The organism is Enterobacter sp. SORGH_AS_0287, from assembly GCF_031453695.1.
GTDB classification, from domain to species: domain Bacteria; phylum Pseudomonadota; class Gammaproteobacteria; order Enterobacterales; family Enterobacteriaceae; genus Enterobacter; species Enterobacter ludwigii.
The window spans coordinates 2,085,657-2,100,789 of the sequence record NZ_JAVIZW010000001.1 but is presented as its reverse complement, the minus strand read 5'-3'; the positions used below and the strand labels follow the sequence as shown (position 1 = coordinate 2,100,789).

15 protein-coding genes are annotated in these 15,133 nt (G+C 52.9%); 3 read left to right on the top strand and 12 right to left on the bottom strand.

What is annotated here, in order from left to right:
- Positions 1-4: 4 nt before the first annotated feature.
- The 3 genes from QE396_RS09965 to QE396_RS09955 all read right to left on the bottom strand — a co-directional run bounded on the left by QE396_RS09965 (position 5) and on the right by QE396_RS09955 (position 3,854).
- Positions 5-2,548, bottom strand: coding sequence for a fimbria/pilus outer membrane usher protein (locus QE396_RS09965; protein ID WP_309950898.1), 2,544 nt, complete (start codon positions 2,546-2,548; stop codon positions 5-7).
- Positions 2,549-2,574: 26 nt separating this feature from the next.
- Complete coding sequence (locus QE396_RS09960; protein WP_032677726.1) at positions 2,575-3,249, bottom strand: molecular chaperone; 675 nt, start codon at positions 3,247-3,249, stop codon at positions 2,575-2,577.
- A 68-nt stretch (positions 3,250-3,317) separates the two neighbouring features.
- Positions 3,318-3,854 (bottom strand): fimbrial protein, encoded by a 537-nt coding sequence (locus QE396_RS09955; protein WP_014169244.1) that lies wholly within the window; start codon positions 3,852-3,854, stop codon positions 3,318-3,320.
- 256 nt (positions 3,855-4,110) lie between these two features.
- Here QE396_RS09955 and ybiB point away from each other — a divergent pair, with 256 nt between their 5' ends.
- Entirely contained in the window at positions 4,111-5,073 is a 963-nt protein-coding gene (gene ybiB, locus QE396_RS09950; protein WP_020884918.1) for a DNA-binding protein YbiB, read from the top strand.
- Positions 5,074-5,189: 116 nt separating this feature from the next.
- Here the strand turns inward: ybiB and ybiJ are convergent, their stop codons facing one another.
- The 3 genes from ybiJ to mcbA all read right to left on the bottom strand — a co-directional run bounded on the left by ybiJ (position 5,190) and on the right by mcbA (position 6,386).
- Positions 5,190-5,450, bottom strand: a complete 261-nt coding sequence (gene ybiJ / locus QE396_RS09945; protein WP_020884917.1) for a DUF1471 family protein YbiJ — start codon at positions 5,448-5,450, stop codon at positions 5,190-5,192.
- Between the two features lie 285 nt (positions 5,451-5,735).
- Positions 5,736-6,002, bottom strand: a complete 267-nt coding sequence (locus tag QE396_RS09940) for a DksA/TraR family C4-type zinc finger protein (RefSeq protein WP_014169247.1) — start codon at positions 6,000-6,002, stop codon at positions 5,736-5,738.
- 117 nt (positions 6,003-6,119) lie between these two features.
- Positions 6,120-6,386, bottom strand: a complete 267-nt coding sequence (gene mcbA, locus QE396_RS09935) for a DUF1471 family periplasmic protein McbA (RefSeq protein ID WP_032677729.1) — start codon at positions 6,384-6,386, stop codon at positions 6,120-6,122.
- 243 nt (positions 6,387-6,629) lie between these two features.
- Here mcbA and rlmF point away from each other — a divergent pair, with 243 nt between their 5' ends.
- Positions 6,630-7,541, top strand: coding sequence for a 23S rRNA (adenine(1618)-N(6))-methyltransferase RlmF (gene rlmF / locus QE396_RS09930; RefSeq protein WP_044866819.1), 912 nt, complete (start codon positions 6,630-6,632; stop codon positions 7,539-7,541).
- A gap of 46 nt (positions 7,542-7,587) precedes the next feature.
- Here rlmF and ybiO read toward each other — a convergent pair whose 3' ends face one another.
- The 6 genes from ybiO to rhtA form a co-directional block, all read right to left on the bottom strand.
- On the bottom strand, positions 7,588-9,798 hold the full coding sequence (gene ybiO / locus QE396_RS09925) for a mechanosensitive channel protein (protein ID WP_047366371.1): 2,211 nt from the start codon (positions 9,796-9,798) through the stop codon (positions 7,588-7,590).
- 131 nt (positions 9,799-9,929) lie between these two features.
- Positions 9,930-10,652 carry a glutamine ABC transporter ATP-binding protein GlnQ gene (gene glnQ, locus QE396_RS09920; RefSeq protein ID WP_014169252.1) on the bottom strand — a complete coding sequence of 241 codons (723 nt, stop codon included), beginning with the start codon at positions 10,650-10,652 and terminating at the stop codon, positions 9,930-9,932.
- Positions 10,649-11,308 carry a glutamine ABC transporter permease GlnP gene (glnP, locus tag QE396_RS09915; RefSeq protein ID WP_014169254.1) on the bottom strand — a complete coding sequence of 220 codons (660 nt, stop codon included), beginning with the start codon at positions 11,306-11,308 and terminating at the stop codon, positions 10,649-10,651. Before glnP ends, glnQ begins: the two co-directional genes overlap by 4 nt.
- A gap of 84 nt (positions 11,309-11,392) precedes the next feature.
- Positions 11,393-12,136: a glutamine ABC transporter substrate-binding protein GlnH gene (gene glnH, locus QE396_RS09910; RefSeq protein ID WP_014883108.1), complete on the bottom strand. Its 744-nt coding sequence runs from the start codon at positions 12,134-12,136 to the stop codon at positions 11,393-11,395.
- Between the two features lie 362 nt (positions 12,137-12,498).
- The gene (gene dps / locus QE396_RS09905; protein ID WP_010428924.1) at positions 12,499-13,002 is read right to left on the bottom strand and encodes a DNA starvation/stationary phase protection protein Dps; all 504 of its coding nucleotides are present in this window, start codon (positions 13,000-13,002) and stop codon (positions 12,499-12,501) included.
- Between the two features lie 300 nt (positions 13,003-13,302).
- A complete protein-coding gene (gene rhtA, locus QE396_RS09900) occupies positions 13,303-14,190 on the bottom strand; it encodes a threonine/homoserine exporter RhtA (protein ID WP_020884911.1) in 888 nt (295 codons plus the stop codon).
- Positions 14,191-14,544: 354 nt separating this feature from the next.
- Here rhtA and ompX point away from each other — a divergent pair, with 354 nt between their 5' ends.
- Positions 14,545-15,063: an outer membrane protein OmpX gene (gene ompX, locus QE396_RS09895; protein WP_020884910.1), complete on the top strand. Its 519-nt coding sequence runs from the start codon at positions 14,545-14,547 to the stop codon at positions 15,061-15,063.
- Positions 15,064-15,133: the final 70 nt, after the last annotated feature.

Below are 15,133 nucleotides of genomic sequence, written 5' to 3'. Positions count from 1 at the left end.
TGAATCAGTGGCACTGCGCAGCAGCGTTAAGGATGTTGGTTTTCTCTGTCTCATCCGTAAGGGCGTAGTCGGCCTCGCAGTGCTCGTTCGCATCCTGTCCCCAGGTGACGGCGAGATGCCCTTGCTTTGGCAGGCCGGAGAGATAGGTCTGGCCGTCATTGCCGACAATAAATTCGCTGTCCTTATCCTCCGTTGTTACCGTCGCACCGAAGGGCAGCGGTTTACCGTTGTGCGTCAGCGTCATCAGGACGCGGCTGCCCACGCGGGTATTAAAGCTGGCGCGCACCACGGCCCCGCGTGTCGGGGTCACAACGTACGCTGCGTGCGTCACGTCGGCCTCGTCGGGCAGGGTTTCGGTATCCAGCGCAATGGTATTGTGGCGATAAGGGGTAACAAACGGCACGACGGTATAGCCGCGGAAGTCGGTCTCAACGCCCGTCTGATTGGCGATATGCGTACCGTGTGTTCCCGGTGCTTTCACCAGCGCAATGGTCTCTCCGAGCGGCTGGCTCAGGGTTATCCCGTTGGCGTGCACGATCGCGCCACCCTGCAGCCCGACGTTTACGGTTTGCTGATATTTATCCTGGCTTACCCCGCCGCTCACTTCGCCATAGGTCGCTTTATAATCGGCGTTCATGCTGGTGGAGTTTCCGCTACCGGTGCTGCTCAGCCCCTCCTGAATATTCCAGTTGAGGTTGTCTCCCTTCAGCGCGGTACCGTTAAGGCCGATGTTCTGCGTCGTACCGTCTTTGGTGTTGTTGAGGTTGTAGGTGGCCCAGGTGTTATGCATCCAGCGATCCAGTGGAACGGAGACGTTTAATGAGAACTGGTTGTCGTTCATCACATCGTCACCGTTCGCATCGCTGTCCTGGGTGTTTTTGTTCATGCTGTAGCTCAGGCTATAGCTGACGCCGTGCCAGCTGTTGTTGTAGCTGACGCTCATGGAGGTCATATCCTGGCTCTGGCTCCAGTAGGTCTCTTTGACCAGGCTCAGGGTGACAGAGCCCCAGCCCGCGGGCAGCGTCTGGTCGACGGTGGCTTCCGTTCGGGCACGTCGCTGCTGCGGCGCAGACCCGTCATCTGAACGGGTGTAAGACTCCATCGTGTCTTCCAGGGTGTAAAACCCTTTGCTGTTGTAGCGATAGCCCGCCAGGGAGAAGTGAGTGCCCGAGGCGACAAAATCTTTGCTGTAGCGAACGCGCCAGGATCGGCCTTTGCTGGCCTGCTGCTTTTTCAGCAGCGTTTTGGCGCGGGTGACATCAAGGGAGAAGGCACCCAAATCGCCCAGGTTTTTCCCGACGCCCAGCGCCCGGGACTGATAATGGCGACTCTGCTGCGCACCACCGTAGGCGGTGAAACCCAATGGCATGCCGTAGATGGCGCTGCCCTGGGCAAACGGAGTTTGTTCGACGTCCTTGTCGTAAGACCGGTAACGCCCGGCGGTCACGCTGTAGCGGAGATTCTTTTCACGCTGCAGTACCGGGACCGAGGCGTAGGGCACGACAAAGTGACTTTCGCTGCCGTCGGTCTCTTTCACGGTGACCTGCAGATCGCCGCTGCTGCCGGTGGGGTAGAGATCGTTAATTTCAAACGCACCGGGTGCGACCGTGTTCTGATAAATGACGTAACCGTTCTGACGAACCATCACCAGCGCATTGCTGTGGGCAGTGCCGCGAATAATCGGCGCATAGCCTTTTTCACTGTCCGGGAGCATGTCGGTATCGGATTTCAGCTCAACCCCGGTATAAGGCACGCTGTCGAAAACGTCCGACGGGGAGGTGCTTTGCCCGACGGTCATATCGCTTTTCATCGCCACGATATCGCGTTGAGCATAGGTGTAGACGGAGGAGAACCTGTGCTCTTCCTCGTTGCCCGTTGTGCTGCGATTCCACGTGGAATAATTGCGTATGCGCCAGGCGCCCACATTGAGGCCCGGGCGCAGGTTAACGTACTGGCTGCTGTTATCCTGCTCTCCCTGCTCACGGGCATGGCTCTGGCTGGCGGTGGCGCTGTAGTTCAGCAGACCTGCGGTGATCCCTTCGTCGAACGTTTTCGGGTCGATATACCCGCGCGGGACCTGGCCCAGCGCCGTTTGTGGAATACTGAGCAACAGTTGCTGATGACGAACCTGAAACGTTGCGGATGCCGCGGGAATGGCGCTTATATCGGCGCACTGGCCTTTAGCCATCAGCGCGGGATACTGCCGGGTTTTGATCCCAAGGTTTTTTAGCTCATCCAGGCTAAAGCAGGGTTGAAGAGAATGATTGCCCTGAGCGTCTTTTATTAATTTGAACGTGACATCACGGGTATCAATTTTATTATTGTTGATGAAAATGTTGACCTGATATTTCCCGGGGGCTTGTCCCGGTCCTTTTTCATAAACAGACAGGTCGGTTTTCCCCTGTTGAGGATTATCAATATCCAGTAATGCCGGGTTGAAATAATCATCAGCCATAACCTGCTGCGCAAAGATCGCCAGTGCCAGGCCACATAAAATGACCAGCATTGAAGAAAGGCGATGGATGAACGGCTTTTTATGGCTGTACATGATGATATTAATAGCCTGAGTGGGTGTTAATGAACGGATGCCGACCAGGTCTGACTGATGCTGCCGTAATCAGTAATAATGGAGTAGGTGACGGTCGACCCGCTGGCATTATCGGGTAAGGCAAAGTGCGTTTCCGTTTTGGGGACTGCCCAGGTGGCTTTATCCACTTTATGGCCGTTAAGCATCACCGTCTGGAAATTCATATAGAAAGGCGTCGGATTATTCACAACCAGGTCGTGACCTTCACGATGCCACTGAAGCTTGTCCGCCACAGCCTCGGGTTTGCCTGTTATTGCTGACGGGCGATACAACAATTTAATGCGTGTATTAATGGCAATCTGCAGGGTATTTACCCCTTCGACGTGCTTTGACGAGGGAATAGCTTTGATATTAAGCCAGTAAAGAGATTCACGATCCTCGGGCAAATTTCCGCCGGTGCGCACGACACGCAGGACGTTATCCTCTTTCGCATCGAGACGAAACAGCGGTGGGGTGATCAGGAAGGGGGCTTTAGCCGGGTTTTTACCGCCAGAATCAACCCAGGACTGTACCAGATAATCCGTGGCATCTGGGTTTGAAAGACCCAGAGACGACTCCTTTTTATCGCCCTGATAGACCAGGCGTGTGCCATTAATAACGACACCGGCATGGGAAGTGGCGGCTACCAGTAAAAGAGCACTCAGTAAATAACCGTGGCGCATAAAGGTATCTCAATAAAAGAAGAGATATTAACTCTCAGAACAGAGCTAATATCTCAGGATGGATAATATCAGTTATAAATAACGGTGAAGGTCGACACGGCGTTTGCCAGGCCTGCGGTGATTGCGGCCTGGGTCTGAATATAACGGGCTCCAAACTCCAGGTTATTGACCGCCGTACCGGAGGCTAACGGATATTGCTGAGAGGGCGTATACAGACTCACCGGTTGCTCAGACGCGTCCACCAGTTGAATAGCGACACCTGTTGCAGCATCTACATCCGGCGTTAATGCCAGCGTAGTATTGTTATCCGGATCCGGCGTGCCGCCGAAGTTAATGGCGGCAGATGTCACGGTCTCCGGGCAATTCTTTAATTGAATATCAAACTTGGTTAATGTGCTGGTAGATCCAGCCCCGGTAAATACCGTTTTAGACACTTTGCCTAACTGAACATTTAATGGATTACTTAACCCGTTCACTACCTGACAAGCAGAATCAATAATTTCACCGGTAAAGTTAATCTGACCTTCACCGTTTGTTGCCGCAAATGCGGATGCAGAACATCCTGCCGTTGCGGCGATAAATAAACCTATAGCAACCTTGTTCATAACAAATCCTGGTATGTTTCTGGTGAGAACGTTGCCTGGACGTTTTCACCGTTGACCTTAAATGATTTTCCGTTGGTTATTTAATCAGAAACGGGTGGGGTAAGGATCTTCAACGGCAATCACAAATAATTGAAATAGTGCTTGAGTTTCTTTTTTCATCATAAAAACAGCAGGATGATCCGGTTCAAAAACACTAACGGCCAGACGTTCTTCAGGGCTATATTGTTAACAAGATGAAGCTGTCAGGAGAGATGTCGTGGATTATCGCAAAATTATCAAAGAGGTAGGACGAGGGAAAAATCATGCCCGCGATCTGGACCATGAAACCGCTCGTGCGCTCTATACGCATATGCTCAACGGTGACGTACCTGACCTTGAAATGGGCGGTATCCTGATAGCGCTGCGTATCAAAGGAGAAGGCGAAGCGGAGATGCGTGGCTTCTACGAAGCAATGCAGGCGCAGACCCTGCGCTTAAACGCGCCAGTGGCAAAACCGATGCCGATTGTGATCCCGAGCTATAACGGGGCACGCAAGCAGGCCAACCTGACGCCGCTGCTCGCTATTTTATTGCACAAGCTGGGCTTCCCGGTGGTGGTGCATGGCGTAAGCGAAGATCCAACCCGCGTGCTGACCGAAACGATTTTCGGCATGCTGGGTATCGAACCCACACGGCATGCCGGCCAGGCACAGGCGAAGCTTGATGGCCATCAGCCGGTTTATATCCCTGTCGGAGCCCTTTGCCCCCCGCTGGAGAAGCAGCTTGATATGCGCTGGCGCATGGGCGTGCGTAACAGCGCGCATACGCTGGCGAAACTGGCTACGCCGTTTGGCGAAGACGCGGCGCTGCGTCTTTCCAGCGTCTCTCACCCGGAGTACGTGACGCGCGTGGGGAAATTCTTTGAAGACATAGGCGGCAGGGCCTTGTTGATGCACGGCACGGAAGGCGAGGTTTATGCTAACCCGCAGCGCTGCCCACAGATGATGCTGATTGATTCCGCTGGCACGCGCGCCATTCTCGAGCGAGGGGAAGAGCGTTCCGACGCGATCCTGCCTGACGCAAAAGATCCGCATACCACCGCCCACTGGATTGAGCAGTGCCTGGCCGGAAAGGTTCCGGTACCGCACGCGATCAAGTTGCAGATGGCCTGTTGCCTGCTGGCGACCGGTGAAGCTGAATCCGTAGAGGCAGGGATGGAACGCGTCGGGAAGACGTTTTAAGCCCAAAAAAAAAGCCCGTCCAGTGGCGGACGGGCAAGCAAGGGTAACAACAACAGGGTCAATGAGGGTTGGAGCAGCTCACCAGAGGGTATGGCGAGGGTGGAGCATTCAGTCAATTACTTATAGATAACCGCAGTACCGCTCAGTTTGTTATTGGTGTTCGCGGAGGTGATGGTGTATCCGCTTGCACCGGCAGCAGCAGCTTTCTCAGCCAGTTTCGCTTCCAGACCGTCCAGAGTGGTCGCGCCTTCAGCACTTACCACACCGAGTTTGTTCATGCTCTGCGCCTGAGATGGAGACACAGGTTCTGCAGCAAAAGCGCCGAAAGACAGAGCGGACAGGGCAACAGCAGCAACAGCATATTTGATGGTTTTCATAATTAATCTCTCGCAGGTGATTCTGTTAAGGGGACGATGTTCCGTCGATGTGATAAGTATCACGTTTTTTTATGCGAGAGAAAATCGAAGAGAATTGACGTGGTTGCTCAAAAAAATTGAATGACAAATAACTTATTGAATATTAATAAATTCAGAGGACGACTTTACACTTCTTGTAGCTGCGCTTTACAGAAGCGACGAGAAGGGCACATTTTGCTACGCGGTTCGCAAAAAACCGTGAGCGTAAAGGTAACCGCTTGCGCCGTTAACTTCGGTAAAGGAAAGTCAACGTAGCTGGCTGTCTTTCGATCCCCTGCGATTATATCCTGAGTGAGCGCTATTTTTCGAATCTTTCTCCTGCTGGCAGGCGATACATAACCGTACGCCCGGTATGGCTTTGCGCCGCGCTTCCGGGATCACTTCTCCGCACTCTTCACATTCATAGAGACTTTCACCGCGCGGAATTTCACCGCGAGCGCGTGCAACCGCATCTTCAATTGTACTGTTGATTTGTTCGTTAACGGCGTCATCATTCGCCCAACCGGAAGCCATGGTTTACTCCTGGAATCTGTTAAACCCTGTTTTTACTATGGGGTGAAAAAACGTGCAGTCAAGGCAGAGAGGAACTGCATCTGTCAGGCAGATGCAGTTTGTTTATAGAAAGAGACGTTATTTATAAATGGTCGCCGTGCCATACATATGGTTATCCCCGCCCGCGGCGTTAACCACGAAACCTTTAGCCCCTTCCTGGCGGGCTTTTTCGGCGAGTTTATTCTGGAGATCGTCAAGGTTACTTGCGCGGCTTACCGAGACGGTGCCCGCAGGCTTGAGCTGGCTGGTATCTGTATTGTCGGTCAATGACTGTACCGCCATGGCAGAGAATGACGCGGTAGCCAGTGCACCCGCGAGAACAACAAGGGTCAGGTATTTTTTCATAATCACATCCTCATGAGGAAACAACAGGTGATTCCCTTTAAGTTTAGAAGCCTGGCGAGTGTGATTTAGCGCAAAAATTTGATGATGATCTGCTTATTTTTTGAACGATAAAAACTGACGTTTTACTGACAGATCATAGACATAAAGGTGTTTGATTTATGACGGGTTTTTGAGCGTCGCAGAGAAATATTTACCGTTGAGCCTGCAAAGGGTATCTTACGCCGCTGTTTAAAGGAGAAAGCCATGACTTCCCAAAAGCCGGGATTGCACCCACGAAATCGCCATCGTAACCGCTATGACATGAATGCGTTGTGTCAGAGCTGTCCTTCGCTGCAGGACTACATTGTGCAGACACCTGCCGGTGAACCTTCGGTCAACTTTGCCGATCCGCAGGCGGTTAAAATGCTCAATAAAGCCCTGCTGGCACACTATTACGGTGTGGCGCACTGGGATATTCCGGAAGGCTTTCTCTGCCCACCCGTGCCGGGGCGGGCCGATTATCTCCACCATCTTGCCGATCTTCTCGCTGGCGATCGCAACGGTGTCATCCCTGAGCAAGCATCCGTGCTTGATATCGGTACCGGGGCGAATCTGATTTATCCGTTGATTGGCGTTCATGAATATCACTGGCGCTTTACCGGCAGTGAAATCGGTAATGAGGCGTTTTCCAGCGCACAGGCGATTATCAACGCCAACCCTGGGTTAAGCCGGTCTGTCCGCTTGCGTCGGCAGAAAGATGCCGCATCGATCTTCAACGGGATTATCCACAAGAACGAAAGCTACGATGCCACCCTGTGTAACCCACCGTTCCATGACTCCGCGGCCACCGCCCGTGCGGGCAGTGAGCGCAAACGCCGCAATCTCGGTCAGGCGGAAGATGCCGCGCTGAACTTTGGGGGGCAGCAACAGGAACTGTGGTGCGAGGGGGGAGAAGTGGCATTCATCCTGCGAATGATTGAGGAAAGTAAAGTATTTGGCCGTCAGGTTAAATGGTTCACGACGCTGGTATCCCGTGGGGATAACCTTCCACCCCTCTACCGTGCACTGACCGATGTGGGTGCCGTTAACGTGGTGAAAAAAGAGATGGCGCAAGGCCAGAAGCAGAGCCGCTTTATCGCCTGGTCATTTATGGACGCTAACAAGCGCAGTAAATAACCCACAGGCAGGCCGGGTAAGGCGACGCCGTTACCCGGTCCCCACGCTATAAGGTGGGCTCCTGTGGCGGTGTGGGGGACGCCGGTGAGGGTAATACCTGATAGGTCTGCACCGGCATCCGCACCGCGGCCAGGTCAAAGTGTTTTTTCACCATACTGTCGAGCGCAAAGCGCACCGTCCACTGCTTCAGTGGCTGCGTGGTGAACGACACGCGCAGGGTAAATGCCGTGTTCGTCAGGCCGACAATACCGGCAAACGACGGCTCTCCAATCACCAGCCCGCGAATATCCTCCATCGCCATCATCTCTTCCACGGCGTCCCGTAGCGCCTGTTTCGCTTTATCTGCATCTTCATGACGGTCAACGTCGTAGTTGGCCACTACCGAGCCAATGCCTCGGACAAAGTTAGCGAAGGTGGTTATCGATGACCATGGAATTATGTGGTACGCCCCGGTGTCCTGGCGCACGCCGACGGAGCGAATGGACATGCGCTCTACCGTGCCGGTTAACGGCCCAATCGTGACCAGATCCCCGGTGTTCATCCCGTTCTCAAACTGGATAAAGACGCCGGTGATTATATCCTTCACCAGGGTTTGCGAACCAAAGGAGATAGCCAACCCCAGCGCGCCGGCACCTGCCAGCAGCGGCGCGATGTTCACGCCGATTTCCGAGAGCACAATCATGATGGTAATGGTGCTGATAATAACCGCCAGCGCATTGCGAAACAGCGTCAGCAGGGTGCGGGCACGGGCGCTGGGCAGGGGGCGGCCGTGAATGTCGGAGACCAGACGGTTCTCGATAAGGCTCGCCAGCAACGTCCAGCCAACCGCAGAGAAGAAGAGGATCAGCGCGATGCGAATTAAAATATCGACGGTCTTTTCGCCCGCGCCGTTGTGCAGCCAGTTCCAGAAGTCAAACAATCCCCATGCGTTAAGCAACAGCATAATCGCCACGCAGACGGTGAGAATGCGCGCCACTTTCAGTGATACCGAGATCCAGCCGTTGACCCTTTTTTGCAGTTCCGGATAACTGCGCTGCACCTGTGGCGAGAGAGTGAAGGTTTTCGATAGCCAGCGCGACAGCAGGCCAGAGACAAATGCCGCAATGCCAATGATGGCCAGGCTCTTGAACGTCGCCCCCATCATAAATTTCAGGCTGTTGCCCGGGTCGAACAGCGAGAAGAAGCACAACACGATAAAATAGGCGCTCGCCAGCCAGTGCCACACCAGCGCGAAGGCGCGGATAAAGAGACTGAAAAACGACAGGGAACGATCGGCCAGATGCAGCAAGCTTTGGGTAATGGTCTTTTTGTTATGGAAGATAAGGTACAACGCCCAGACGGTAATGCAGATCATAATCAGCACATTCGCCAGGGCGCCAAACTGCACGTTGACCTGGTTGGAGATGATCGGCACGGCAACCAGCAGACCGTAACCAATCAATCCACTGAGCACGCTGAGGCGCAGCGCCCAGTATCTGGCGCTCTCGTCCCGAATCGAGAAGGGACGAAGATCCGGTACGTGCGGGCAAAATATCAAACGCAGCAGCGCCTTAAAGAACTCAATCAGCGCAAAGGCGTTAAGGAAGAGCGCCTGCTGGAAAGCGATGGTTTTATTGCCGGCGTTAAGCCTGTCGGCCAGGACCTGGCCCATAAACAGCGTCAGCGCCAGCAGCAGTAAATCGATGATAAATGCCGACGCTATCATCAGCGGCAGGTGTAACCAGCTGCTTTTCTGCTGGTTCTTCTTGCGCCCCCATTGCCCCATCTTACGGTAGAGCGGCCATGCGCACAGGCGTACCAGCCAGTAAAACAGAAATACAGCGCCCGCCAGCATCAAAAACTGCGTGGCGGCTGTCGTAAACGTATGGGGATTAAACGGTTTATGGGGCGAACCAATCAGGTTGCGATAAAGCTGGGCAAAGCGCGAGGAGAGCTCGCTTCCATAGTGACGGCTCACGTCGGTGACATTTTCCAGCACCGTTTTTTGTTCTTCCACTTGCGGAGGGGTAATTGTCGGCACCGGCTCCTGCGGCGGCGTGGCGGCGACTTTTCGCAACTGTCCGATTAACTCCTGCCGGGAGGTATCGTTTTCAAGCACATCGGCAAGGGCACTGTAGGCGGCTTTTTTCTGTTCAACATCCGGCTCTGGGGGCGGTGTCGTTTGCTGTGTGGCGGTCGTGCCGGTGGTGACGCCGGGGATGGAAACGGCGAACGATGGCGCACAAAACAGGCTAAGCAACAGCAAGATCCACGGCACGGCATCCTCCGGTGAAAATAATGAACAAAAAGATAAGTATAGAGGGCGAGGCGCGCGGGAGGATTTTTGGGAACAATCTGGCGTAAAAAAGCCGGGCATGCCCGGCTCAGAATGGCGTAACTGAAGCGCTATCAGGAGACGTGCTGCAGGAACTCCTGCAGGCGCTGGCTCGGTGGATTGGCGATCAGCGCTTGTGGGTTACCGTCTTCAGCGATACGGCCCTTATCAATAAAGATCAGGCGGGAAGCCACTTTCTCAGCAAAGCCGATTTCGTGGGTCACGATGACCATTGTCATCCCTTCTTCAGCCAGATCCTGCATGACTTTCAGCACTTCGTGACGCAGTTCCGGGTCAAGCGCCGAGGTTGGCTCATCGAACAGCATCATCTTCGGTTTTACCGCCAGTGCGCGGGCGATAGCCACACGCTGCTGCTGTCCACCGGACAACTCAGAAGGGTAGTGATGAGCACGTTCCGCGAGGCCGACTTTAGCCAGCAGATCTTTAGCCAGCGTTTCCGCCGCCGCTTTGCTGGCACCACGTACGCGCAGTGGACCAAACATTACGTTTTCCAGCGCCGTCAGGTGCGGGAACAGGTAGAACTGCTGGAACACCATGCCAGCTTCCTGACGAATCAGACGGTCGTCGACTTTCGGGTCATTCACCTTCAGGCCATCGACAATCAGATCGCCGCTGGTGATCTCTTCCAGCTTGTTGATGCAGCGCAGCAGGGTCGATTTACCGGAACCGGATGGCCCGATAATGACCACCACTTCACCCTGTTTGATATTCAGATCGATATTGTGCAGCACCTGGGTTGGGCCAAAGTGCTTGGAAACGTTTTTAAATTCAATCACAGGATTTTCATCCTTCTTTCAAGACGACGCAGAACGAAACTCAGAACCAGAGTGATGATCAGGTAGACAACGGCTACCGCACTCCAGATTTCCAGCGCACGGAAGTTGCCCGCAATGATCTCCTGGCCCTGACGGGTCAGCTCAGCAACGCCGATAACGATGAACAGCGACGTATCCTTAATACTGATGATCCACTGGTTCCCCAGCGGTGGCAGCATGCGGCGCAGGGCCAACGGCAGAATGACGTGGCGGATCGTTTCGCGACGAGAAAGGCCTAACGCCAGACCCGCTTCACTGAAACCTTTATGAATCGACAGGACCGCACCACGGGTAATTTCCGCGATATAGGCACCTGAGTTGATCATAATGGTCACGACAGCGGCGCTGAACGGGTCAATGCGCAGGTCGGTGAAAGCCATTGGCAGGGCGAAGTAGATGAACATGACCTGAACGACAATTGGGGTGCCGCGGATCACTTCGATGAAAACCAGTGCGATGTGGTTTGCAATCCAGCCGCCGTAGGTGCGGGCGAAACCGGCGACAAGACCGATAATCAACCCACCAACCAGACCGAGGACCGAAATCCACAGGGTCATTTTAGCGCCTTCAAGCAAGATAGGAATGGCAGGCCAGATGGCGCTCCAGTCAAACTGCATGATAGTTTCCTGTTACTGTTACCGTGTTTCTAAAATAGCAGGGGCGAAAGGTCGCCCCCGAGTGAACGTCATTTTTAAGAATTATTATTTAGGCTCGGTACCGAACCATTTTTTATAGATTTCGTTGTAGGTGCCGTTCTCTTTCAGGGTTTTCAGCGCGCCGTTAACTTTCGTACGCAGGTCGTCGCTGCCTTTCGGGAACGCAATACCGTACTGCTGGGCTTCCAGAGAATCACCGACGGCTTTGAACTTGCCGTTGCCCGCCGTTTTGATGAAGTACAGGATGTTAGGGGTATCGTGCAGCACCGCGTCAGCACGGTTGGTACCCAGCTCCATGTAGGCGTTATCGATGTTCGGGAACTGACGCAGGTCTTTGGTTTTGATGTTTGCTTTCGCGTAATCAACAGAACCGGTACCGCCTTTCACCGCAACGACTTTACCGTCGAGGTCTTTCACGCTTTTTACATCGTTATTATCGGCTTTCACCATCACCAGCAGGCCGCTTTTGTAGTAGCCGTCAGAGAAGTCGATCGCTTTTTTACGTTCTTCAGTAATGGTGATACCGGCCAGGGCCAGATCAACGTTTTTCGTTTGCAGTGCCGGGATGATGCCGCTGAAGTCCATTGGCTTCAGGGTGTAATCCAGTTTGAGTTCTTTTGCGATAGCAGCCCACAGATCAACATCAAAGCCAACGTACTTATCACCCTGTTTGAATTCAAACGGAACGAACGCCGTGTCGGTCGCCACAACCAGTTTGTCGGCAGCCTGGGAAGAGACCGCAAAAGCCAGGGTAAGTGCAGCCAGTGAAACTTTTAATACAGACTTCATAGCATTTCCTTTTATATCCACGGGGCGATCCCCTGCGAGAACGAGTGGCACAATGAAAAAATCGTGCCAACTTTACAAGCTGTTGTTTTACAAAGGGGATGATGTTATGCATTGCACAGAAAACGGGGCAATGAACTTTTATTGCACCAAAGTGGAGCACCGTTTTGGTGCGCGTCATTTGGCTCAACAGACGAAGCGTTATTTAGCGTAAATTCTGACGAAAAAACAATCTTCCGTTAACGGTTGTGTGAGGTGATTATTACAATTTTTTCACTTTTGCAGCGTCTCAGGCCAAAAACGTGCACCATAGATGTGCAAAACCCTCACCGGAGGGCGAGGGTTGTATAGGAAATTCTTATGAATTATTCGATGTTGGACTCAATGAACCATAGGAACTGGTCCAGGTCGCGGGAAGCGGCTGTGAAGATATCGGCTGTATCTTCGTCTTTCGCTTCGCCGATAGCTTTACGCACATCATTAGCCACTATCGCGTAGCGGTCTGCCAGCTCTTTCAGGTGATCCTGAACGGTATGGATATCCAGCGGATAACTTTTCAGTGGCGTCTTGCTGTTAATCACCTGCGTGGTACCCAGTGCCACACCGCCTAACTGTACGGCACGTTCGGCCATGGTATCGAGGTGGGTAACCAGTGCTGTGCGGAAGCCATCCAGCATTTCATGAACGGCAATAAAGTTTGCACCGCGCATATTCCAGTGGGCCTGTTTGGTGATCAGCGAAAGATCGATGAACTGGATCACCTGGCGATTCAGCAACTCAATGGTCGCTTTTTTGTCGCTATCCGATACATCGTTACGGGTATAAAGCAGATTAGACGCTTTCGTTTTCACCAGTTTAGCGGTACTCATAATCTCATATCCTCTTGATGTTTGTTTCCCAGGTAATTGCGGGATTAAGTATAGCACCGGATTTTTTCCCTGCGGGGAGGCTCTGCCTATCAGTTTAATAGTGAGAAGGACATTGTGTTTACAATGGTATGAAATTAAAGGGATTGTTTAAAATTGATGCAGATCAATCCTAATTCAGGAAAACGTTATCGACAGCGGGGGAAATATTTCACGAAGAGTGCAAAGTATGTAAAAAAATATTTTAAACGGGAAACTGGCCTTTATTCTGCATGGCTATAAAGCCACGCAGAATATAGGGCGCTAATTGAGGTCAATTTTCTCAACTTTAGGTTCCGGGCGCATCGTTAGCGTTGAGCCCATTGAGGCGGCGATAATCGAACACAGGGCCAGCGTCTGGGTGAAGGTCAGGGTTTCCCCGAGGAAGACCATCCCTGACAGGGCGGCGAGCGCGGGCTCCATGCTCATCAGCGTGCCGAAAATGCGCGTCGGCAGGCGCGTAAGGGCTATCATCTCTAAAGAGTAGGGGAGTGCTGTGGAAAGAATGGCGACCGCCAGCCCGATGGGCATGACTGACCATTGCCAGATGGACTCGGTGGCCTGAGCCATACCCACCGGCACAAAGATGATAGCGGCAATTAATGAACCGATTGCCACCGTCGCCGGGCCATGCTCTTCCCCGGCGCGCTGTCCGGTCACTATATAGATAGCCCAGCAGGCACCCGCCCCCAGGGCCAGCGCCGCGCCCGTGAGATCGATCTCTGAGACGCTCTGACCCAGCGGCAGCAGGAACCACAGGCCAAGAACGGCTAAAATTACCCAGATAAAGTCAACGGGACGACGGGACGAGAAAAGCGCTACCGCCAGCGGGCCAGTAAACTCCAGTGCCACGGCAATCCCCAGCGGAATTGTCTGGATGGAGAGATAGAACATGTAGTTCATCGCTCCCAGGGACAGCCCGTAAAAAAGCAGCGGTAAGCGTTGTTCTTTTTTAAAGCGTAAACGCCAGGGTTTGAAAATCACCACCAGGATCGCGGTTCCGAGGGCAATACGCAGGGCCGTGACCCCAGGCGCACCGACCAGCGGAAAGAGGGATTTGGCCAGCGAGGCACCGCTTTGAATGGACAACATGGCGATGAGTATGACGACAACCGGCAACCAGACCGACGACGAGCGGGATAACCCAGGCATCCTTTCTCCTGTCAACTTATGTCAAATGAAGTAAAGGTTGCAGTGTAAAGGAAATAAGCTGCAACGGTTGAGAGACCGTTGAAAAAAAAACGTGTAAATTCCGTAAAATGGTTAAGCGCTGGTGGATTTATCGCCTGTCAGATTAGGAATAATCTGGATGAATGTAACGGCGCAGGCGCGCAGTATGAGCGTTTTATAGCGAAAATTGTATGTGATTTGAATGAGATAGCTGACGCTGGAAACGTTCTGTTACAGGAAAGGTTCAGTTAGACATCACGAATCACAAAGAGTTTCGCAAATTTTTTTGATATATTTAAAACTTACGGACTTACTTGAAGCACATTTGAGGTGGTTATGAAAAAAATTGCATGTCTTTCAGCACTGGCCGCTGTACTGGCTGTTTCCGCAGGTACCGCTGTAGCTGCTACTTCTACTGTAACTGGTGGTTACGCTCAGAGCGATATGCAGGGCGTGATGAACAAAGCTAACGGTTTCAACCTGAAGTATCGTTACGAGCAGGATAACAACCCACTGGGCGTGATCGGTTCTTTCACCTACACCGAGAAAGATCGTTCTGAAAACGGCGCATACAACAAAGGCCAGTACTACGGCATCACTGCTGGTCCAGCTTACCGTCTGAACGACTGGGCAAGCATCTACGGTGTTGTAGGTGTTGGCTACGGTAAATTCCAGCAGACCGAAAACCAGGGTCTGAACCGCACTGCAAGCAACAGCGACTACGGCTTCTCCTATGGCGCGGGTCTGCAGTTCAACCCAATCCAGGACGTCGCTCTGGACTTCTCTTATGAGCAGAGCCGTATCCGCAACGTTGACGTTGGCACCTGGATCGCGGGCGTAGGTTACCGCTTCTAATCACTTCGGTGAGCCAGTAAAAAATCCGCCCAATGTGGCGGATTTTTTTTTACGTTAATCCCTCGCCTTG

What these genes read in the sequence shown, in the direction of transcription:
- QE396_RS09965 (WP_309950898.1), bottom strand. Translation starts at nt 2,548, where the DNA reads ATGTACAGCCATAAAAAGCCGTTCATCCATCGCCTTTCTTCAATGCTG.
- QE396_RS09960 (WP_032677726.1), bottom strand. Translation starts at nt 3,249, where the DNA reads ATGCGCCACGGTTATTTACTGAGTGCTCTTTTACTGGTAGCCGCCACT.
- QE396_RS09955 (WP_014169244.1), bottom strand. Translation starts at nt 3,854, where the DNA reads ATGAACAAGGTTGCTATAGGTTTATTTATCGCCGCAACGGCAGGATGT.
- ybiJ (WP_020884917.1), bottom strand. Translation starts at nt 5,450, where the DNA reads ATGAAAACCATCAAATATGCTGTTGCTGCTGTTGCCCTGTCCGCTCTG.
- QE396_RS09940 (WP_014169247.1), bottom strand. Translation starts at nt 6,002, where the DNA reads ATGGCTTCCGGTTGGGCGAATGATGACGCCGTTAACGAACAAATCAAC.
- mcbA (WP_032677729.1), bottom strand. Translation starts at nt 6,386, where the DNA reads ATGAAAAAATACCTGACCCTTGTTGTTCTCGCGGGTGCACTGGCTACC.
- rlmF (WP_044866819.1), top strand. Translation starts at nt 6,630, where the DNA reads ATGACTTCCCAAAAGCCGGGATTGCACCCACGAAATCGCCATCGTAAC.
- glnP (WP_014169254.1), bottom strand. Translation starts at nt 11,308, where the DNA reads ATGCAGTTTGACTGGAGCGCCATCTGGCCTGCCATTCCTATCTTGCTT.
- glnH (WP_014883108.1), bottom strand. Translation starts at nt 12,136, where the DNA reads ATGAAGTCTGTATTAAAAGTTTCACTGGCTGCACTTACCCTGGCTTTT.
- dps (WP_010428924.1), bottom strand. Translation starts at nt 13,002, where the DNA reads ATGAGTACCGCTAAACTGGTGAAAACGAAAGCGTCTAATCTGCTTTAT.
- rhtA (WP_020884911.1), bottom strand. Translation starts at nt 14,190, where the DNA reads ATGCCTGGGTTATCCCGCTCGTCGTCGGTCTGGTTGCCGGTTGTCGTC.
- ompX (WP_020884910.1), top strand. Translation starts at nt 14,545, where the DNA reads ATGAAAAAAATTGCATGTCTTTCAGCACTGGCCGCTGTACTGGCTGTT.